Source organism: Olleya sp. HaHaR_3_96 (assembly GCF_019278545.1).
Taxonomy (GTDB): Bacteria; Bacteroidota; Bacteroidia; order Flavobacteriales; family Flavobacteriaceae; genus Olleya.
The window spans coordinates 4,351,548-4,373,825 of the sequence record NZ_CP058987.1 but is presented as its reverse complement, the minus strand read 5'-3'; the positions used below and the strand labels follow the sequence as shown (position 1 = coordinate 4,373,825).

Annotated in this window: 18 protein-coding genes; 5 read left to right on the top strand and 13 right to left on the bottom strand. The window is 32.8% G+C overall.

Annotation, left to right across the window (positions count from 1 at the left end; translation table 11 throughout):
* Together H0I26_RS19465 and H0I26_RS19460 are read left to right on the top strand one after the other, a co-directional pair.
* Positions 1–954, top strand: coding sequence for a M28 family peptidase (locus H0I26_RS19465; protein ID WP_218700474.1), 954 nt, complete (start codon positions 1–3; stop codon positions 952–954).
* Positions 955–1,641, top strand: coding sequence for an SDR family NAD(P)-dependent oxidoreductase (locus H0I26_RS19460; protein WP_218700473.1), 687 nt, complete (start codon positions 955–957; stop codon positions 1,639–1,641).
* 68 nt (positions 1,642–1,709) lie between these two features.
* On the opposite strand, the gene H0I26_RS19455 is transcribed toward H0I26_RS19460, so the two are convergent.
* Positions 1,710–2,138 (bottom strand): hypothetical protein, encoded by a 429-nt coding sequence (locus tag H0I26_RS19455; protein WP_218700472.1) that lies wholly within the window; start codon positions 2,136–2,138, stop codon positions 1,710–1,712.
* Between the two features lie 117 nt (positions 2,139–2,255).
* On the opposite strand from H0I26_RS19455, the gene H0I26_RS19450 reads away from it, so the two are divergent.
* A complete protein-coding gene (locus H0I26_RS19450) occupies positions 2,256–2,816 on the top strand; it encodes a thioredoxin family protein (protein WP_218700471.1) in 561 nt (186 codons plus the stop codon).
* 23 nt (positions 2,817–2,839) lie between these two features.
* Here the strand turns inward: H0I26_RS19450 and H0I26_RS19445 are convergent, their stop codons facing one another.
* Complete coding sequence (locus tag H0I26_RS19445; protein ID WP_218700470.1) at positions 2,840–3,334, bottom strand: hypothetical protein; 495 nt, start codon at positions 3,332–3,334, stop codon at positions 2,840–2,842.
* 86 nt (positions 3,335–3,420) lie between these two features.
* On the opposite strand from H0I26_RS19445, the gene ctlX reads away from it, so the two are divergent.
* Positions 3,421–4,353, top strand: coding sequence for a citrulline utilization hydrolase CtlX (ctlX, locus tag H0I26_RS19440; protein WP_101020713.1), 933 nt, complete (start codon positions 3,421–3,423; stop codon positions 4,351–4,353).
* Positions 4,354–4,372: 19 nt separating this feature from the next.
* On the opposite strand, the gene H0I26_RS19435 is transcribed toward ctlX, so the two are convergent.
* Complete coding sequence (locus H0I26_RS19435) at positions 4,373–6,406, bottom strand: tetratricopeptide repeat-containing sensor histidine kinase (RefSeq protein ID WP_218700469.1); 2,034 nt, start codon at positions 6,404–6,406, stop codon at positions 4,373–4,375.
* Positions 6,407–6,757: 351 nt separating this feature from the next.
* Between H0I26_RS19435 and argS the strand changes: the two genes are divergently transcribed.
* On the top strand, positions 6,758–8,542 hold the full coding sequence (argS, locus tag H0I26_RS19430; RefSeq protein WP_218700468.1) for an arginine--tRNA ligase: 1,785 nt from the start codon (positions 6,758–6,760) through the stop codon (positions 8,540–8,542).
* A 119-nt stretch (positions 8,543–8,661) separates the two neighbouring features.
* Here argS and H0I26_RS19425 read toward each other — a convergent pair whose 3' ends face one another.
* From H0I26_RS19425 to H0I26_RS19380, 10 genes are all read right to left on the bottom strand, one after another.
* Complete coding sequence (locus H0I26_RS19425) at positions 8,662–10,266, bottom strand: hypothetical protein (RefSeq protein ID WP_218700467.1); 1,605 nt, start codon at positions 10,264–10,266, stop codon at positions 8,662–8,664.
* Positions 10,267–11,837: 1,571 nt separating this feature from the next.
* Positions 11,838–12,635, bottom strand: a complete 798-nt coding sequence (locus tag H0I26_RS19420; RefSeq protein WP_218700466.1) for a hypothetical protein — start codon at positions 12,633–12,635, stop codon at positions 11,838–11,840.
* A gap of 169 nt (positions 12,636–12,804) precedes the next feature.
* Complete coding sequence (locus H0I26_RS19415; RefSeq protein WP_218700465.1) at positions 12,805–14,538, bottom strand: ATP-dependent nuclease; 1,734 nt, start codon at positions 14,536–14,538, stop codon at positions 12,805–12,807.
* 329 nt (positions 14,539–14,867) lie between these two features.
* Positions 14,868–15,443, bottom strand: a complete 576-nt coding sequence (locus tag H0I26_RS19410; protein WP_101020698.1) for a Crp/Fnr family transcriptional regulator — start codon at positions 15,441–15,443, stop codon at positions 14,868–14,870.
* Positions 15,444–16,106 carry a 3,4-dihydroxy-2-butanone-4-phosphate synthase gene (gene ribB, locus H0I26_RS19405; protein WP_218700464.1) on the bottom strand — a complete coding sequence of 221 codons (663 nt, stop codon included), beginning with the start codon at positions 16,104–16,106 and terminating at the stop codon, positions 15,444–15,446.
* Between the two features lie 286 nt (positions 16,107–16,392).
* The gene (locus H0I26_RS19400; RefSeq protein ID WP_218700463.1) at positions 16,393–16,878 is read right to left on the bottom strand and encodes a hypothetical protein; all 486 of its coding nucleotides are present in this window, start codon (positions 16,876–16,878) and stop codon (positions 16,393–16,395) included.
* Positions 16,879–17,070: 192 nt separating this feature from the next.
* The gene (locus H0I26_RS19395; protein WP_218700462.1) at positions 17,071–17,316 is read right to left on the bottom strand and encodes a hypothetical protein; all 246 of its coding nucleotides are present in this window, start codon (positions 17,314–17,316) and stop codon (positions 17,071–17,073) included.
* Between the two features lie 478 nt (positions 17,317–17,794).
* Positions 17,795–18,724, bottom strand: coding sequence for a hypothetical protein (locus tag H0I26_RS19390; protein WP_218700461.1), 930 nt, complete (start codon positions 18,722–18,724; stop codon positions 17,795–17,797).
* An 81-nt stretch (positions 18,725–18,805) separates the two neighbouring features.
* On the bottom strand, positions 18,806–21,343 hold the full coding sequence (locus H0I26_RS19385) for a carboxypeptidase-like regulatory domain-containing protein (RefSeq protein ID WP_218700460.1): 2,538 nt from the start codon (positions 21,341–21,343) through the stop codon (positions 18,806–18,808).
* Positions 21,333–22,244, bottom strand: coding sequence for a FecR family protein (locus H0I26_RS19380; RefSeq protein ID WP_218700459.1), 912 nt, complete (start codon positions 22,242–22,244; stop codon positions 21,333–21,335). The genes H0I26_RS19385 and H0I26_RS19380 overlap by 11 nt, the downstream gene beginning before the upstream one ends.
* Positions 22,245–22,278 lie beyond the last annotated feature (34 nt).

Sequence of the window (22,278 nt, the reverse complement as noted above, 5' to 3'; positions counted from 1 at the left end):
ATGAAAAAAATAATTTTATTAGTATCTGTTTTTACTGTTTTAGTGTCTTGTAAGACTAAAGTCAGTGAGACTTTAAAAACAGAAGAGTATACAGTAACCACGCAAGAAATAAAAGATATCGTATCTTATTTAGCTTCTGACGATTTAAAAGGTAGAGACGTAGGAAGCCAAGGTATTGCCGATGCGGCTACTTTTGTGGAGACTAAACTAAAGTCTTATGGAGTGAAACCTTATTTTGAGACGTATCGTGACGATTTTAAAGTAGGGGATTTAGATGCCTTTAATGTCGTTGGATATTTAGAAGGCACTGATGCGGATTTAAAGGACGAATTTATTGTTATCGGTGCACATTACGATCATATTGGTCAAATTACTACCGTAGAAAACGATAGTATTGCTAATGGTGCAAACGATAATGCTGCTGGAACAAGTGGAGTCTTAGCTATGGCAAAATACTTTGGGGCTAAAAAAAGTAATAAAAGAAGTTTGCTATTTGTCACTTTTTCGGCTGAAGAAAAAGGGTTAATTGGATCAAAACATTTAGCACAACGCTTAAAAGAGGCAGATCTTAATTTGTATACCATGATTAATTTAGAGATGATTGGTGTGTCATTTAAAGATAGAGATTACCAGGCGTTTATAACCGGTTATGATAAATCCAATCTTGCCGAAGTGATGAATACTTATGCGGGTGAAAAATTTGTAGGATTTTCTGATGTTGCAGCAAAGTATAGCTTGTTTAAGCGTTCGGACAATTTTGCTTTTTATGAAGCCTTTAATGTGCCGAGTCATACAGTGTCGTCTTGCGATTTAACTAACTTCGATTTTTATCACCATGTTAACGATGAGGTCGATCAATTAGATTATCCTTTTATGACGTCTCTTATAAATACATTAGCGCCCGTTATTGAGAAAATGGCAAACGCAGAAACACAAGAAATCAAATTAAATTAAATGAAAGCTAAAAATATAATTATAACAGGTACTAGTCGAGGTATTGGTTTTGAGCTAGTGCATATTTTTGCTAATCAAGGACACAACGTATTAGCCTTGTCTAGAAATGCACAACCCGTAAATAATCTCCATTTTGATAACATAACCTCTTTTTCTTTTGATTTAAGAAATCAAGATGATTATAAAAAAGTAGCTGCTTTTATAAAAGACGAGTGGAAACATGTTGATGTCTTAATAAATAATGCAGGGACACTATTAAACCAACCTTTTGCGGAGACGACGATGGAAGCCTTTGAAAACGTGTATCGTACTAATGTTTTTGGAGTCGCAGAAATGACACGAACAGTTATTCCGTTTATGAACAAAGACGGTCACGTTGTTACGGTTAGTTCAATGGGTGGCGTACAGGGCAGTATGAAGTTTGCAGGACTGTCGGCTTATAGTTCTAGTAAAGGAGCTGTAATAACGCTTACAGAGCTTTTAGCGGAAGAATACAAAGCCACTGGCCCTTCATTTAACGTGCTGGCGTTAGGAGCTGTGCAAACAGAAATGTTAGAGGAAGCTTTCCCTGGTTATAAAGCGCCGAATACAGCAAAACAAATAGCAGATTATATGGCTAATTTTGCTTTAACAGGACAGCAATTGTATAATGGTAAGCTACTACAAGTCTCTAGTTCTACGCCATAAATAAAAAAAGCAGCTGATTAATAATACATCAGCTGCTTTTTTTATACTAGTACCTCTAGCTTATTGCGTTATAGAGAAGCATAAACTTCAGAGGTTGTAAAACGGTTTTCAGGAAAAATGTTATATTCAAAGACTTTAATGACTTGTATCAATTGCTTATTGTCTTTTATCTTGTAGATCTTTTTTATGTTAGCCGATAACTTAAAAGACATGTTACTTTTGTTGGTACGAGGATTTATACCGTAAAAGAATAAAACATCAGTCTTTTTGGGTTGCAAGCACTTAAAATTCTTAGTGGAGCTAATTATTTGATTATAATTGATTTGTATAAATTCTTTGTTAGAATCTATTTTGTTTTCAATAGTCAGAACTTCGGAGTTAAGTCCGTATCGTGTTACTTGTAAGTAATCAATAGGATTTGTATTTTTGACGACGTTTTGTTGCGCATGTATCGTGTTTAAACACAGTGCAAACAGGAGAAAAGTAGCGTATCTCATTGTTAATTAGTAGGTTGTTTGTTTAGAAGTTCTTTTAGGATGCTAGCAAGAAACCACTTTTTTTGATTAAATCCAAACATATAACTAGCTTTAATTCATATTTTTAACATTTTCCCCATGGCTTTAACATTTTCTAACCAGCTGACTTTAGGGATTACCGCTCCCGATTTTTTATTATTTGATACTATAACCCAAGAAAAGCTTAACTTGAATTCCCTAAAAGGACAAAAAGGGACTGTAATTATGTTTATATGTAATCATTGTCCTTTTGTCATTCATATTAATGAGATGTTGGTTACGTTAGCAAATAGCTATCAACAAAAAGGAATCAACTTTATTGCGATAAGTAGTAATGATGTGGAACATTACCCACAAGATGGTCCTGATAAAATGAAACAGTTAGCCAAGGATTTAAGCTATCCTTTCCCTTATTTGTATGATCCTACTCAAGACGTGGCTAAAGCTTATGATGCTGCTTGTACTCCTGATTTTTATCTTTTTGATAGCCAATTAAAAGCGACCTATCATGGTCGATTAGATACGTCTAGACCTGGAAATGGTATACCAGTGAGTGGTGAGGATTTAATTAAAGCGATGGAAGCTGTTTTAGATAATGCGCAACCGTTGGCGGAACAACAACCAAGTATGGGATGTGGTATTAAATGGAAAAAAGGTTAATTGAATACACTTTTGTAATGCGCCTATAATTGTAATGCCTGCTCTATGCTAGCTTTGTATGCCTTAGTATAACGCTCTCCAAAAGTATCAATCACAATGGCTACTGCTAAGTGGATCATTAGGGCGGTGAAAACACCAAAATAGATCGGTTTTAAATTCAGTTTAGAAAGGACGATAGCTAAAGCTATAAATACCATTCCATAAATTAATTTTAGTATAAAAAAGGAGCTCAAGTTTTTGTCAACGACAATTTTATCTGCTTTTAAATAAGTAATAGTATCCTCTTGAAAGCGCTCTATCTTACGTGTAACATTAGCTTGGTTATTCACAATAAAATAACCAGTTATAAAAATACTAGCTTCTATTAGTCCTAAGATAAGCAGTGTTATCGCAAATATTTTAAACTGGGGTTTACTAATGTAAAATATAGCGCCAGTTGCCATAGATAATAGTCCAATAATTCCTGCACTTAAACCTAGTAAGCGTTCACTTTGTAAATAGTGTTGTACAAATTCCATATGCCTTTGATTTCAGATTTCAATTTACTTATTTTTTTAAATGAAACTCATTTTAAATTAATTTACTTTTGTCAAAAATCAAGACAATGAAGCAAACAACAAACACCATATTAATGATCCGTCCTGTAAATTTCAGGATGAACGAGCAAACTGCAGTTAATAATTATTTTCAAGAAGATATTAATATTAAAAATGCAGAAATTAATACAAAAGCACAAGAAGAATTTGATGCGTTTGTAGAAAAACTAAGAGCTGTTGGTGTTACTGTTATTGTAGAAAATGATGATATATCTGTAGATACACCGGATTCTATTTTTCCAAATAACTGGGTTAGTTTTCATCAGAATGGCGATGTTGCTATGTATCCGATGTTTGCAGAAAACAGAAGAAAAGAAAGACGTGAAGCTATTTTTATTAGATTAGAAAAAGAAGGTTATAAAATTAACAATATTACAGATTACACATCGGCTGAAGAAGAAGGTGTGTTTTTGGAAGGTACAGGCAGTTTATTATTAGATAGAGCTAATAGTATTGCGTATTGTGCATTATCACCAAGAGCTGACGAAGATTTATTTATAGAATTCTGTGAGGATTTTGAATATACGCCAGTTGTTTTTACTGCCAATCAAACGGTAGAAGATAAGCGTTTACCAATTTATCATACTAATGTCATGATGTGTTTGGCAGAAACGTTTGCGGTTATTTGTTTAGATACGATTGATGATAAAAAGGAACGTAAAAATGTGTTGTCTCATCTAAAAGACACAGGTAAAAAAGTAATTACTATTACAGAAGAGCAAATGAATCAATTTGCAGGTAATATGTTACAGTTAAGAGGAAAAGATGAGGCCTTGTATTTAGTAATGAGTCAAGCGGCTCATGATAGTTTGACACCGGCTCAAAAAGCAGATATTGAAGCGCATTGTCCAATCTTGTCAAGTAGTTTAGAGACTATTGAGACTTGTGGCGGTGGAAGTGCTCGCTGTATGATGGCTGAGGTTTTTCTACCAAAGGTGTAAGATTAATTTTATCGTCAGTTTAGATCTTATTTCTAGGGAGTGCTACATAAAAAGTACTCCCTATATTTAGTTCGCTTTCTACCCAAATAGTGCCCTTATTTAGTGTCACTAATTCTCTGCAAATAGTCAGTCCTAAGCCGGTCCCTTTTTCTTTATTAGTACCACGTGTTGTAAACGTGTTGTTTCCAAATAACTTAGCTTGATTAGCTTTGTCTATTCCAACACCAGTATCGGAGACGCTTAGCAGCACATTGCCATTACTAATTTGATTAGACATGGTAATGCTATCGCCTCTATTGCAAAATTTGACAGCATTAGCAAGTAGGTTTTGTATAACAATTTCAATCATACTTTGATCCGCATACACAAAATCACGACTTGTGTTATCGATTAGACTAACGCCTTTGGAGTCTAGTTTTTGATCTATAAGCTTAACCTTGTCAGCAAAAACCGCTTGTATATTAAATAATGTCGGTTTTGGATCTAACGATTGCATTTGAGATTTAGACCAGTTTAATAAGTTAAACAATAGTAAAGACGCATTATTTGCACTTTCGCTTAGTTCTGGTAATAAACTATGAAACTCGTCTTGTGTTAACTGTCCCTCTTTTAATAAATCGATAAATCCCTTTGTTGAGGTTAATGAGTCTTTTAGATCGTGCGATACTATAGAAAATAATTTATCCTTAACCCGATTAATACTTTCTAAATGTTTACTTTGTTCTAAAATAGCTTCGTTTTGTAATTCTATTTTTTTGTTTTTCTCTTCAAGTGCTTTTGTGTACTTAGCGCTATTATTTCGCTTTAAGTAAAACAAGACAAAAAAGGTTAGTACAACAGCAAAAGCAGCCAGTAGTGCATAAAAAATCAATTTGAATTTATCGTATTTCTTTTTACTAATAACGCTGTCATTTGTTTTGATGGGAAATAATAAAGCATCAGTATTAGAGGTCGTGTCTATAGTGGTCTCAATTTGTACAGGCTTATTTTTAGCCTCTATTTTTTCTTTAAGGCTATAGTATTTACTTTGCCAAACAAAAGCAGTATCAAACTTACCGTTTGTAGAATCCAATATTTTCATGAGCTTATAATTACGTAGTAATTGCTCATCATTTTTTATGATTCGGCTTAAATTGACAGCTTCCAATAATTGTGCTTCAGCTGTATTTAGTCTGTTTTGTATCAGATTGACCTCGCCTAAACTATTTAGGGCCATTAAAATTTCTGGTTTATTATCAAAACGGCGATTCAAATTAATAGACTCGGCTAAATATCTAGTACACGTGCTGTAGTCCTTGTCTTTTAGGTAAGCATGTCCTAAATGCGGTAATATTTGTGCTCTTAACTGCTCGTCATTAGAGTTGGCATAGCCTAAAGCACTTTCAAAGTAACTAATGGCCTGTTTATGGTCTTCTTTTTTAGTGTAAAGAGTCCCTAACGACTTGTTAGTGTTGATTAGTCCTTCAATATTATTGTCTTTGTTATCTACTTCTAGTTTTTTTAGATTAAAAGTAATCGCTTTTTCTAAGTCTCCAGACGTTTCATAAGCATGGGCAAGGCTTTCGTAGTTCAGAGATAACTGGCTATACAAATCACGTTTTTCCAATTCTGGTATTGCAGACAGGGCATAAGTCATACCAGTCTGATAATTACCATTCTTAATTTCTAAAACACCAATATTGCTATTCGTTTTAGCGACAGCAATAGTATCATTAATCAATTGGAAGATTCGTTTTGCGGCTTTAAAATCCAAGACAGCTTTAGTTGGGTAACCTTCTTTGTTATTTATTTTAGCTTTAAAATAAAGGATTTCTGCTAAGCCTTTTTTGTACCCTAGATCTTTAGCTAGCTTTTCGCTTTGATGTACAAATTTTAAGGCTTTACTATATTTTTTAGACTCAAATAGTAGTTTAATAATACTAACGGACGTCTTTATTTTGGAAGTACCGGGGTCTTGATAGGCTAACTGAATAGTTAAGCGCTCTAATTCTTCATCCTGTGAAAAACTAAACGCAAAATTGAGTAGGCAAAAAAGCACAATCAGTCGCTTCATTTAAGGGGGTAGCATCGTAAATCGTAAAAAAAAGTGCAAAAAGCAAATTGTTTTAACTCATTACAGTGACTTATAATAGTTAGTAATTTTGCAGAAAAGATGTTAAGGGATTTCTCTTCTAGTGCTAAATTTGGCTATTAAAATGTTGATTACATAATTTTTAAGCGGTACTACCTATAAATTAGACTAACGGTAGGTTTTAGTTTTTTGACGTAAATCACTCGTTTTATTTACTGCTTTAAAAGCGACAGTTTTATTTTTAAGTTATTATAACGGGGACTAATAAGCAGGATTAAATCTATCGTTTTCACGCAATAAATGCTATATTTGCGCTTTCAAAAAATACAACAAATGAGTCTTCAAAATACCTTAGAGCAACACGTTAAACAAGCCGTAAAGTCAATTTATAGCGCAGATTTACCAGCGGTAGAGTTTCAAGCAACACGTAAAGAGTTTGCTGGAGATATTACTGTGGTGGTTTTTCCAATGCTACGAGTGGTTAAAGGTAATCCTGTGCAAATAGGAGAGGCTATTGGTAATTATTTGTTAGAAAATGTGACCGAAGTCGAAGGGTTTAATGTGGTTAAAGGGTTTTTAAATCTAGAGATTCAGGCGTCTTATTTTGTAAACTATTTTAATAGTATTAAGGATCAAGAGACGTTTGGTTTTGTTGACGCTTCCGCGGAAAATAAGGCCGTTATGGTAGAGTATTCTTCGCCAAACACAAACAAACCATTACACCTTGGACACATCCGAAACAATTTATTGGGTTACAGTGTGGCTGAAATAATTAAAGCGTCGGGTAAAAAAGTATATAAAACACAGATTATAAACGATAGAGGGATACATATTTGTAAAAGTATGTTGGCTTGGCAACGTTTTGGAAATGCCGAAACTCCTGAATCTACAGGATTAAAAGGTGACAAATTAGTTGGTAACTACTACGTTAAATTTGATCAAGAATATAAAAAGGAAATTGCGGCTTTAATCGCGGAGGGTAAAACCGAAGATGAGGCCAAAAAAGAAGCGCCAATTTTAGTTGCCGCACAACACATGCTTCAAAAGTGGGAAGCAGGAGATAAAGACGTTGTGACATTATGGGAAACCATGAACGGTTGGGTTTATAAAGGGTTTGAAGAAACTTATAATAACCTAGGGGTTGATTTTGATAATTTGTATTACGAAAGTCAAACCTACCTTTTAGGTAAAGAGTTTGTTGCCGAAGGTTTAAAATCAGGTGTATTCTTTAAAAAAGAAGATGGATCGGTTTGGTGCGATTTAACTGCCGATGGTTTAGACGAAAAAATTGTACTACGTTCGGACGGAACAGCAGTGTACATGACGCAAGATATTGGAACCGCTATCCAACGTGTTAAAGATTATCCGGATGTTGGCGGAATGGTTTACACGGTGGGTAATGAGCAAGAATACCATTTTCAAGTGCTATTTTTAATTATTAAAAAGCTAGGATTTGATTGGGCTAAAAATCTATTTCATTTAAGTTATGGAATGGTGGATTTACCATCAGGAAAAATGAAGAGTAGAGAAGGGACTGTTGTAGATGCTGACGATTTAATTGTCGAAATGGCGGACACCGCACAAACCATATCTGAAGATTTAGGAAAATTAGAAGGCTATACAGCACAAGAAAAAACAGATTTATATAAAACGATTGGTTTAGGAGCTTTAAAATATTACATTTTAAAAGTAGATCCTAAAAAACGTATTTTGTTTGATCCAAAGGACTCAATCGATTTTCAGGGTAATACAGGGCCTTTTATACAGTATACGTATGCCAGAATCCAATCGATCTTGCGTAAAGCAGGAGTAGACGCTACGGTAACGCTAAGCGCGGATCAAGTAACGTTAGAAGATAAGGAACGTGAGTTAATCAAACAGTTGCAATTATTTCCGGAGGTTATCCAGCAAGCAGCGACTAATCATAGTCCAGCATTAATTGCTAATTATACTTACGATCTGGTAAAAGCCTTTAATAGCTTTTATCAAAACGTGTCTATACTTGGGGCAGATACTGAGAACGAAATTATATTTAGAGTACAGTTATCTCAAGCAGTTGCAAATACTATAAAAAATGCTTTTAGCTTATTAGGTGTGGCAGTGCCAGAACGTATGTAGGTTTAAAATTTTACTATATTAAAAAACGCTTTCAATTATTTGAAAGCGTTTTTTTTTGTTGATTTATTTGTGTAATTAAATTAGAATTAGTAATAAATTAAAGGGACATTTTAAATGTTTCAATTCAATTTAGTTTTGACACCATTATTCTTTAGCAAATAAAAAGAATATCCAAACTGAAATCTTGAGAAATTATTATTGATATTGTCCCATTCGTGAGTGAGTTTATAACGTAAAAATAATCTACCTGTACTTGAAAGATCTACATTTAGATCTATATTGAAACTATTTAACCATCTATTCTTTGATGATAATAAATTATCTTCAATCGATTTTAGATTAATGTTTGAATCAAAGGTTTCAAACCAAGAAAGTCTATCAGAGAAGGAAAAACTTACTCGTCTTTCAGGTAAAATATGAAATATATATTCAATCGGTATTTCTAAATTGTTAGTGTAAAAACCTTCAATATCATTGATGTCATTTTTCAGAGCTGTTCTACCAAAAAGAAAACCTGCATTTAAATACATGTTTAATTTGGAATTTTGATTTTCCAAAGTTAAAATATTCAGATTACCTCCAATTGAAAAATTTCTACGCTGTAATAATGATATAGGTGAATAATAATTCACAGACTCAATTATTGCTCCAGAATCATCTAATACATTAAATAAATTAGGTACAACAAATTTACTATCAGATTCTATTTTTGAATATTGAAAATTGGCATCAAAAAATTGAAAAACACCTATGCCTTCACTAATAGCAAGAGGAGGAAATAATAATCCAAACCATTTATTAACATCTGTTCTTTTCGTATTGATATTAAAGCGTTTATTTATTTCTGTTTGAATGATTCCATTGGGATTGTCTTCATTGAATAACCCTAAAAAGTCAGAGTAAACTGCTGCTTCAAATAGTTTTGAAGTTTCTTCTCTATATAATTTACTTTCTGTTTGATTTCTGTCTAATATTAATAATTGAGGAACAGGACTAACATCATTTGCATTAACATCAACTTTTTTTACATATCTTATTATGTCGGAAACATTAATTCTTAATCTTTTACCATTATTAGAGTACTCTTGGTTCTCTTTGGAATTAGAAAGGGTATCTGTTTTTGACAAATTACTTAATTCAATATCAGTAAAAATATTATCTGAAAATAGTCTGTAGCCGCTTAGTTGTTGGATATTTTTTGTTGAACTTATACCAATAGAATATTTGTTATTAAATGTTAATGGTATGTCCTTAATAGTTCCTTGTAGTTGTATTTTTTCAATGAATCCTCCATAGAACGAAATTTCCACAGATACTTTTTTAATTGTATTAAGTAAAGTGTCCTTGGTTTTTTCAAAAAGGCTATTGTCACCATAAAATACTGGAATATCTGATGATTTTAAATAGATTGTAGCTACAACTGGTTTTTCTTCTTCGGTATTGTGATAGCTGACAATTTGAGTAAAAACGTAGGGGATGTTTTTCTCAATTATATTGTCATTCGGAATTTTAGTTTTTAAACCTATCTCATCAATTTGTGTAGCTTCGATAACATCTTTTATAGCTTGTTTAAGTTTAACTTCAAAATTAAGATATGTAAGAGGTCTTAATTTAAATGATTCGGTATTCGTTGAATACTTTACAATAATTTCGTAAAAATTGTCGTCACCTAATTTCGTTTCTACTATTATGTCTAAACCTGTTTTTGGGTTTTGATCTTTCATAAAAGTTTTAACTAATTCCGTTGGTATTTTGTATTGTTGTGCGAAAGAATTTGTTAAAATAAATAAAGAACAAATAAAAAGTATTTTTTTCATAATTATTTGATTTTGGTTAGTTTGGTTTCCTTGTTGTTTGCTAACAATGGTTTTACAAAATTACTATCATTTTGGCGAAAAAACAATACGTAGAACTACGTATATTTAATGTAACTACTTGTTTGTTAGAGTCTAGTGTGTGTGTGTGTGTGTGTGTGTGTGTGTGTGTGTGTGGCTTTGAGGTATGGTTGTGTGAAGAAGTACACTTTAGCTAAAGAGTGATAGTTTTTACATTGGTAAGTCGGAGCGTTTACTTTAAACGTAAAGCGATTTTAAAAAAAAATAAGGTTCTCGATACATTTATCTTTTACGTTATCACTTCAAAAATAAACACTTGAACTGACGATGCGTGAGTACTCATGTGTTTAAATAAATACTATGGGATTCTAAAATAGATTAGCGTCAGCAGCACACACACACACACACACACACACACACACCGGAGTCAGCACATCCCGTCAGTTCAAGTGGTTTGTGAAGCATGAGCAAATTGTATCGAGAACTATTTAGAGGTTAAAAAGACGTAGTTTCTCTTTTGAGTAAGTCGGAGCGTTTATCTTAAACGTAAAGCGATTTTAAAAAAAAAATAAGGTTCTCGATACATTTATCTTTTACGTTATCACTTCAAAAATAAACACTCGAACTGACGATGCTTGAGTACTCATGTGGTTTAATTGAATACTATCAAAGGTTAAAATAGCTTAGAACTTGCATTACACACACACACAGCCGAGTCAGCACATCCCGTCAGTTCGAGTGATTTGTGAAGCATGAGCAAATTGTATCGAGAACTATTTAGAAGTAAAAAAAGACGTAGTTATTCATTTGAGTAAGTCGGAGCGTTTACCTTAAACGTGAAATTGTTTTGAAAAAGGATAAGGTTCTCGATACATTTATCTTTTCCGTTATCACTTCAAAAATAAACACTCGAACTGACGATGCGTGAGCACTCATGTGGTTTAAATAAAGACTATGGGATACTTAAATAGATTAGCGTCAGAAACACACACACACACACACACACACCAGAGTCAGCACATCCCGTCAGTTCGAGTGATTTGTGAAGCATGAGCAAATTGTATCGAGAACTATTTAGAGGTTAATAAGACGTAGTTCTGCTCTTGAGTAAGGTCGGAACGTGTAGCTTAAACGTAAAGCGATTTAAAAAAAAAATAAGGTTCTCGATACATTTATCTTTTACGTTATCACTTCAAAAATAAACACTCGAACTGACGATGCGTGAGTACTCATGTGTTTAAATAAATAGTATGGCTTAAGTAGATTTATGTCAGCAACACACTCACACACACCAGAGTAAACACATCCCGTCAGTTTGAGTGATTTGTGAAGCATGAGCAAATGGTATCGAGAACTATTTAGAAGTAAAATAATTTATAGCAGAGCCAAGCTAACGATCTGAAACTACAAGAACAGTCGTATTCCTTTTTTAGAAAAGTAAAGCGTCTTTATAATATACGTTATTGGATAGCATCTAAAAAGGGTGCCATCTCTAATAACTGGATATCATCACGTTTGCGTAATTCTCTTAAAAACCAGCCTTTATGTCCAGCGCCATACGTAATTAGTATTCGTTTTCCTTGATAGCGGTATTTTTCTAATGCCTTTTCAATATTCCAATAATGAGCAATATTAATATTTTCCCAACCACCAAGACCAAGCTCGTCATTAAACAATTTATTATAAGGTTGTAATGCTATATCTTGAATACTGTCATAAGTGTCAGTATGTATAAAATAGGGATCATTGACTTTACCACTAGCTTGATATATTGAATCCGAAAGGTTATTCCCTTTTACATATTGGGCCCAATCCTTTGTTCTAGAAGTGTCTTGTCTAATGGCTCTTAATTTTTCGCCACGCGCTGTAGCCATAGATTTTGTCCATCCAGCTGTTGGAATAATTTCAAACCCCATGGATTTTGATAATGGAAATATAACATCGACATATTCAGGGAAACGCATCGTGCGAGGTTCTGAAATACTATCGTCTCTTTTAAACCCGTCCATAGCTGCTTTAAAAAGATTTGGAGGAATCTCAGTAAGTATATAATCTGGATTTATGTTGGTGATTAATTTGTTTAAATAAGCTGTAGTGTAAACACTATCGGTAAGGTGACCTCCGTGGATTGTACCTAAAACTAAAACTTCATTTTTTATTTTATTGTCTGCATGGGCTTTGTCTTCCGTGTGTTTACAGCTGGTTATAGAGAAAAGTAAGACTACTAATATAGAAAAAGAGAGTATTGTTTTTTGCATTATGGTATAAGTTATAGATCGCCCTAAAGATATGTTATTTTGGGATGACTAAATTAATGCTTAATTGTTTTCTTAATTGCTTGTGATTTGAACGTAATATATGATTTTTCGGACTTCATTTTAAGATCAAAACCCGTATTAATTATTGCCATTGTTGTACGTGCGTTTTCTACTCATTTGATATTTCTTCTATACTATCAAACTCCAAAAAAGAGGATAATTTGACAGGGAAAAAGTTCTCATCAAAATTTTCAATTTCGTTTAACTTAGCCCATATGCCTAAGCTGTTTTTATCATCACTTTCATAGCCTAAGACATTTTCAAGTTTCGGTATATTAAAATGAATATTACTTAAATTGGCATTCTTAATTAAATTCCAATTAGTTGTTATCATTCCTTTCTTATTAGAACTTCTAGGCTCTCCATTTTCATTAAGGTATAAATCACTTTCTTTTAATTCTTCTATTGTTTCAAAACCATTTAATTGGTCAATGAAATTTTTAGAAAAATCTAAGTCGTTAATGACGAAGTATTCTAATCCAAAATGTTTACATAAATCTATCAACAATAAAGCTGTTGCTTTCCCGTGATGAGGAATAATGCTAATGTTTCTAAAATTCAGATAGGATTTGGAATAATTTACATCATCTATAATACCTCTTATTGTTTTTTCAATTACAAAATTATAAGCTAATAAGTCATTTGGGCCTTCAACAAGAATTACTTTCCTGCTGAATAATATCTTATTTAAATTTGGTTCGACTGACTTTATGTAGCTGTTGTAATTCTCTAATGAAATTATGGGTTTTACATTAGGAACAAAATCATCTAGTTTATTATATTTATTAATAGTTCTCTTTTCTGTTTCGTCAAATTCTAATCGTATGATACTTTTAGTGTCAAAAATATCTATCATTTTATCAGAATGAGTGGTGTAAATAACTTGATGTCCTTTTAAAGCTAAAGGGCATAAAACCATTTTATAGAAATAATCTTGATGATTTTCGTGTAAAAAACTTTCCGGCTCCTCGAATAAGAATAAACACTTATCTTCAGTATTTGATTCAGCGATTGCCTGAATTACGGCCATAACAAACATGGAAATATACCCATCACCGAATTGACTGAGAGGTATTTGTTTTTCATTATCTCCGTTTAAGCCTATTTTAAAAACCATTTGAAGAAATATATCTTCATAATTAGGTAGCCCAAATTCAACGTGACAATTATTATTCCTTAAGTTGTTAGTGTAGTTTAATTTTATTTTTGATATAAATTCTTTTAAATCAGAATTTTCTAGAACGGTTTCAGTAGCTCTTTTTGTGTCTGAATTAAAAATTTCTTTTTTTGCAGACATTTCAGAATCTCCTTCGACTAATTTTTTTATGTGTTTCGCTAAGAATGATGTTAGATTTCCCCAGCTAGTTTTCTTAGTGGAAATTTCTTCTTTTATATTATGAAAGTTAATATAGAAGATATTAAAGTACTTATTTGCTCCGAATGCGTCCCAGTTAGTGTCTGAATAATTTGGCTTTAGATAATCAAATTTAGCGCCTTCAATTTCACGTCCATCTGTTTGAATGTTAAGTCTACTATAGCCAGTTAAATCAGCTAATTTTCCATCGTATTTTTGTTCACGAGTACTCTCTGTTAATGCTATAATTTCTGGAACATTATTTATATCTCGATTATAAAAATCATTAATAGTGAAGGTGTCTTTTGTCGTGTATTTATTTCCAATACCGTAAAGTATTGAGTTCATTAAATTAGTTTTTCCGGAATTATTGTAGCCAATAATTGAGATTGGTTTTAAGTAATCTTTATCAGGGAATTTGAAAACTTGACGGTCTTTAAAAGATCTATAATTTTGTATTGAAATTGTATTTATTCTTATTTCAGACATTCGTTATCTATGTTTTTTTAATGGCGTACAATATTTCACAGATAAAAAACCGTCTTAATGTTTTTTATCCATAGTCGAACGAAGTTAGGTGATTTCTGTTAGAAAAACTATACGTAGAACTACGTAGATTTGTTTTGTGAAAACCACTAGCAATTAGTGTTTTAAAATAATTTAAAGGTAAGTTGCATTTAGAATAAATCCTTAATAACGCCGACAAGTAAAATCTTAAAATTAGTAAACGTATTAAAATTTAGAAGTGTCCAAACCCTAAGATGTACCTATATTAAAAAACGCTTTCAATGATTTGAAAGCGTTTTTTAAGTTTAAAATCAGATTTTAGATTTTATTCTGCTTAGGGTTTCTTGTGAGATATTAATATAAGACGCCACTATTTTGTTTGGTAGGCGTTTGACAATATTTGGGTTTATTTTGAATAATTGTTTATACCTTTCTGCTGCGTCTAGCGTGGTAAATGAAATTAATCGTTTTGAATTATTAACGTATGCTTTTTCTAAATAGAGAGTGTAAAATTCTTTCCATTTCGGGATTGTTTTCATTAAATGCCTAAAATCATCATGTGTGATGTATAGTAATTCGCTGTTTTCAATCACTTGAATGGTTTCTTGTGCGGGTTCGTTTGATATAAAACTAACCAATTCTGTAGCAAATTGATTTTCGAAAGCAATATAACGCGTAATGTCTTTGCCTTCCTCGTCTATGTAAAAGAGTCTTAAACACCCTTTTTTTACAAAATAGCTAACCTGACTGTTTTTTCCATTAGATAGTAAAATGTCATGCTTACTTTTTTTAATCAATTTAAAATAAGATAACACGACTTTTAAATCTTTAGCGTCAATAGTAATAGTCTTCTTTATAAAATTAGTGAGTGCTGTGTAGTTTGTCATTTAGTTGTAGTCTCTCACAAATTTACGATAATGGATAATATCTTGTATTGATAAGACAATCAAATTATGGGCCTTGGCAAATGCTATAATTGTATCGGTTTTGGCCATTGTTCCGTCGTCGTTCATTAATTCACACAACACGGCTTCTGGCTTTAAACCTGCTAGTTTCATTAAGTCTACGCTGCCTTCAGTATGGCCTTTTCTTTCAAGCACACCATTGTCACGGGCTCGTAAAGGAAAGATATGACCTGGTCTTGCTAAGTCGTCGCTTGTGGCATTATCATGACACGCTTCTTGGATGGTTTTTAGTCGGTCACTAGCCGATACTCCTGTGGTGACTCCTTTTTTTGCTTCAATAGAAATAGTGAAAGGGGTTTGAAAACTACTAGTGTTTTCTTTTACCATATAGGGCAGTTCTAGTAAGTCAGCTTTTTTATTAGTTAAGCACAGGCAAACGATACCGCTACATTTTCTAATCATGAGTGCCATATTAGTGTTAGTCATATGGTGCGCAGAGAATATCAAGTCGCCTTCATTTTCTCTGTCTTTATCATCAGTTAAAATAACGCCGTGACCATTTTGAATATGATTTAGTGCGTTTTCTACACGTTCTTGACTTGTGGTGTCAACGCTTTCTAGTGTCTTTAATTCTGTAAGTGCCATTTTAAATTTTTAGTATTAATTTAAATGCAAAATTAAAGTTGTATTTGATCAAATTGTTTGATGTAAGTCAAATAATCAACTTTTTTTAATTATTGTAGTTGGTCTATTTTAGGTTCGTTTTAATGTAGGATTGGTCTTGGTTTTTGTATTGGGGTTGGAGGTGATTGCGGGGTGGTTAGTCTTTTAGCTGCTTATTTTAAACGTATTACCCTCCAGATCCTATATAGGATAATAAATAATGATTAGTTCTATTTCCTGTTTTTTAAATTGGTTATAATTAGATTATTTAATCCTCTCCAGTAGTTAAAAAGTATTTAGTGCAATCACCTGTAAAGCAACCTAGGAGTATGTTGTTGTAATTTATATAAATATAACCTCCGGAGTTAATGGTGAAATCGTAGTTTTTGTTGTTGTAAGTCATTTTTCCATTATAGACACAGGTATTCATATCAAATAGGTAATGTAGCTCTTCCTTGCTAATTGATTTGTTTTTTTTTATTATTTCAATGACGTCCTCTTTTTTTAAGTTCCATTTTTTACAAACGACACTATCAGGCATAGAGGTTTCTATCATGCTTTTGTTAAATTCTATTATTCTTATGTCTTTAGTGTTTGCTAAAAATTGTTTTATTTTTTTTTCAGATATAAGTAAGCTGTCTTTTTCTTTTATTTCTGTTGAGGGAATATTAGAATTGTCGTTTCTCTTTACTTGATTTTGATGTTTACAAGAACTCAAAATGATTAATGCGAATATTAAAATTGTTGTTTTCATTTTATTAGATTTATAATGGCATTATAAATAGTCTTGCTTTTCTTTGTTAGCAAGTATGACATTATTTGTAAACTTTTAAAGTGTCGGCATCAATATCATCTAACCATTCATTTAATGTTTTTACTTTAGATATTATGGTTCCTTTTTTATCATATTGTGTTATTATTTTGTAACCTTTAAATACTTTATCATTTACATGATAAAAGATTGATTTTTTTCTAGTCCGGTAGAATCATAATAGTTGTAAAACGCGACAGGAGTTCCTCCCGTCATTAATGCCTTATAATTTGTTCCACAACCTTTCGATTTTAGTTGCCCATTTTGGAAATACGTACTAACAAGGTTATGGCATGGTAAACTATCTATTTTATTATTCACCAAGCTATCTGTTTCAAATATAACTTTTTCAATATTTCCATTAAGATAATACTCTTGCAAGGCTAAGGTTTTATGCTTTTTTCGTTTTTCTATATCGGTATAATATTCAACTTTTGATATTTTATCTAGGTAGGTGAATTTTATTGCAGAAACTATATTTTCATAAGCGTTAGCGGTTATACTATCTAGGTTGTCATCGTACTGAATCTCTAGTTCTTTATGTTCGCGATCATAATTTATTTTTTCAACAAATTTATTCTCTCGAATAAAATATTTAGTATTTTTAGTAGGGTAAATTACTTTTATAAATCATGATCAATGAAATATATGATTTTAATACCTTCCATTGCGATAAAATCTAAAAACGTTGTATTAACATTTTCTTTCTTGTAAGTTAAATCGTTATATTTTTTTTTCTTGTTTGCAGGAATTCAAAGAGCAAATTGTAATTAATAGGAATATATAGTGAAGTCTCATATTGTTAGTTAAATTCATTTAACAGTGTTTAATAAGTCTTCTACTATTTTTTTATACGTCTTTAGTCCTTTAAAATCCAATCAATCAAATCGTCTGTGTCAATAATCGACCAGCTATGTGGGTGTCTGTCTCCGTTTGATCGGTAGCCTTTATTAGTAGTCGGAATATATTCTACCTGTTTAAATTGTTGTGCTTCTAAACTTTGGGATAGCTTTTTAATGTAATAAGCATTTAGTTGGTCGTAATTTGCCTTACGGTTGGTTTTCCACCAAAGTGTATCTGGCTCAGTATAGAGTCTGATTTTGGTGTCTTTTAAGCGTTTTAGGTTAGTGGTGTAATTACTTCTAGACGTGTAAACGGCATGTTTCTGGTAGTTTTCAAGGTGTTGGTCCGGATGACCAAAAGCATCTGTTAATGTGTTTAATATCCATTGGCTTTCTTCATTGGAAATATTAGGATCTGTACGTTTTACATTTTTTTCTGATGAGGTATATAAAGCTGCTAAATCTATTGGAGAATCTACAATAAACACGCCTTTTGGATCAATATAATACTGTTTTAAACCGATTATAAAATCACTTAATAGCAGACTTACCACGCCACCGCTAGAAAATCCACCAATATAAATGGCATCTGTTGGTAATTGGTTATCGGCTATAATTTTTTGTAATTGTGCGGCTAGTTGGTGTTTTTCTTGCGTTTCTAACCATGATTTTTTGTTGTAGTTAGAAAAAATAACAGCAATACTATTTTGTTTGGCAAGGTCAAGAATTTTGAATTCTCTTTTTATGTCTTCTGCTGTTTCAGGGAATCCTCCAAAAAGCACTAGTACCGCTTTTGCTTTTTGTGTTGGTTTATACAATTGGTAATCGGTTTCTATAAGTTCTATATAATCCGGAGTTTCAGCTGTGGTTGGCGTTTCTTGGACGCTGTTGTTTTTACAAGACGTTACTGTTAAAAGAAAGAGGAGTAGTGTTAGGATTTTATTCATCTTAAAAAGGCATATGGATTATTAGTCTGTAAGTTTACGGGGTTATTGTTGTAACCGTTTGCTATGTAGAAAGGTAGCCCATTAAAAACTAACACGCAAACTAACGTTTGGGGTTAAGCCTAAAGATTTGTTGTTGATTTCAATCGTTTGGTTAGTGTCTTCTGGATCGACTTCAAAATACCGATTGATTATATTATTTTGATTCGTCAGATTTCTAACACCTGCTCTTAAAGTCAATTTAGTTTGCTCGGATAGGTTTATGTCGTAACTAACAGAGGTGTCAATCCTAAAAAAGGGAGCTACATTATGACTGTTGGGCTGGTCATAATTAACATAGTAATTATTGTTGATTTTAATGGTTTGATTATCCTCCAAAGGTTTAGTGTAGGGTTGACCAGAGCGCCAAGTCCCACCAAGGGAGAGTTGTAAGTTATCTAATACGGTGTAGTTAAATGCCAAGGATACGGAGTGTCGGATATCAACATTGTTTGGGAATACGGAAGGCGTAAAACTTTCAAACTCGTAATCGTTAATACTATACGTGTAACTTAGCCAAGTACTGAAATTATCCGCCGTTTTATTGGCTAGAAACTCGAGACCTTTAGCGGTGTAATTACCCGTTGCGTTGAGGTATTGAAAGTTGTTATAGAAGCCTTGGTTTCTGGCAGTAATACCGTTAACGACTTTGTAAAAACTAGTCACATCAATACTAAAATTATGCTGTTTAAAATCGACACCAAAGGAGGCTTGTTTACTTTTAGAGATTGGTATGGCCTCATTATCCGCTAAAATCCAACGTCTATTTTCCACACCTAAAAAATCATCTTGAAAATCGACTATTTGTGTGGCAGACTGATTTTTAAATTCGCCTTCCAATTTTAAAGCGAATTGGTTATTTAGTTTTTGTCTGATATTTAAGCGAGGTTCAATTAATAACTGGTTAAACTTTTGAAAGTAATTGGCACGGACACCGATCCTGAAATAGGTGTTGTTTTTATTGTATTCGACTTCAGAAAATAAGGCGTGATTAAGTAAGACGTCTTTTTTAGTACGGTCATAAGACGGTGCTGTAACTGTGGTTTCGTTTAGAATACCGATTTCGTCAAACTGGTATCCATTTAAAAAGGATAGATTACTAGTGATTGCCCACTGGGTTTTTAACTGAACTCCAGTTTCTAAAACCTCGTTAGCTTGCGTTAAACGTTGATCCGTTTGGACACGTAAATCTGAAGCATCTACATTGTATAGCGAGTAACTTCCTGCCACAATAGTGCTGAATTTATCGGTCCATTGTGCTTGCCAATTTCCGCCGTAACCTAAATTGTTTTGTGAGAGGTTACTAGTTTTTAATGTGGTTGTATTTTCGCTATCAGTAATACTTTCGGCATAATCTAAAGTGTTATTAATACCAATAACATTAGCTCTAAACTTGTGGTTTTTATTTAAATCGAATAATACTTTTGCAGAATAGTCATAAAACACAAAATCGGATTGGGTGTTACTATTTGTAATACTAGCGTTGGTATTAATATCACTATCCTGAAAACTTCTTTCAAAATAATTATCGTAAGTCGGTGTGGTAAATACATCTGTGATAGACCGTCTTCCGGAAAGGTGTAACTCTAGTTTTTTGGTAATCGGTAATTCTAAAAAAGCATCTGCGCTTATTAAGTTTATACCAGCACCTCCGGAGATGGTATGCGAAAGCTCGTCTTTTGTAAACATATTAATGGTACTAGATACCCCATCGCTATATTGGCTACTTGTTCCGTTTTTAGTAACCACAACTTTATTGGTTAAGTTGGGATTGTAAGCGGATATTAATCCAAAAAAGTGTCCTGAATGGTACATTTTAATACCGTCCCAAAGCATAAGGTTTTGGTCGTTAGTACCACCTCTTACATTAATATTGGCAATGCTTTCATTAACACTTTCTATTCCCGGGAGAGCTTGTATGGATTGTAAAATATCAGGCGCTATCAATCCTGGTAAAATACCAAATTGGTCCGTGTTTAATAACAGACTTCCGTCCATTAGCTTTTGTAAACCGGTGGTTAGATACTTGGTGATTAGTACCTCGTTAAGCATTTCGTTATTTTCAATTAGACGTACTGGTTTGCAGGGCTCACTGTCGGAGAAAAAATATTTAGCAAGCACATCTTGTGATTCATACCCTAAGTAAGAAATAGAAAGCGTAGCATTTAATGGCAGATCACTAAACTGAAATTGACCATTATAGTTTGTTGTCGTCCCTTTGGTGGTCCCTTTTATAATTACAGAAGCGCCTAATAGACTTTGGTTTGCTGTTGCAGAATATACCGTACCGCAAATAGAAATTGTTTTTTCTAATACCGAAACCGTAATGTAACGTTGGTCAATAGTCTTAAAATTTAAAAGTGTATTGGCGTTTAAATAATCCAGCGTGTCGTCTAGATTTAATACGGTATCTGGTTTTGTAATTATAATATTAGCAACATCCTCCACCGCGTAAGAGAACTTGACATTAAATTCTGATTGAAGCGTTTTAATGTAGTCTGCAAGTGGCAGTTTTTCTGTCTGACTAAAACTGACAGTAACTAAGACTAAACAAAAACAGGTTAGCCAGAAATTACCCTTCATATTTATAAAATGTGACTGTTTTTCCTTCAATTTTAAAACTTATTTTAAGAGGGATTGTAATAGATTGTAAAGCGGTATTTAGGTTGTTGTGTGTAAACGTACCGGTAAATAATTGTTTGATATCAATAGCTGGTGCCTTGATAGTCACGTCGTATTGGCGCTCTAACTCTGCAATGACCTCTTGTAGTGCTATTTTATTAAAACTACTTTCGGCCTGCAACCATGATGGCATTGTGGTAGTATCGTTGTCTATTAATTGGATAACACCATTAACCACCTTAAAGCCTTTGCCTTTTGATAATTTTACAGTTTTATTATTATGGGTGACACTAACTAAACCTTCGTAACAAATGACTTCAAAATAATGGTCACGCTCTTTGACGTTAAACTGTGTTCCTAACACTTGAACAATTCCGGCGTCTGTGGTCACAGTAAATTTTTGGCCTTTACTAACCTTGAAAAAGGCTTCTCCGTCTAAAGTTAAATCGCGATGATCATCCCAAGTTTTTTTATTATAAGATAAACTAGACTTTGCGTTTAATATCACTTCGGATTGATCTGGTAACTGTAACGTTTCTGTCTCTGCAATTTGTGTGGTAAAATTGGTCGTGTTATTAAAAAAGGCAAAGTAGGATACGCCCAATAAAACAATAACCATAGCAGCAACTTTAAAAAAGGTTTTAAAGTGCAACGGAATGACTTTAGGTTCTGTTTTAGTTAGTTTTCTATTATTAAAAGCCTCTAATGCGTGTTGTGCATCCACTTTTGGAGCTTGCATTTGTGCACTATAATGCTTGATTTTTTCTAAAGTTTTAAAGTCCTCGGATTGTTTTAAATCGTCAAGCTCCTGTTTAGACAAGTCATTATTAAACCATTTTAATATGTTGTTTTCTTCTTTCATTTTATAAATCCTTCAATCTTAAGACAATTAAATA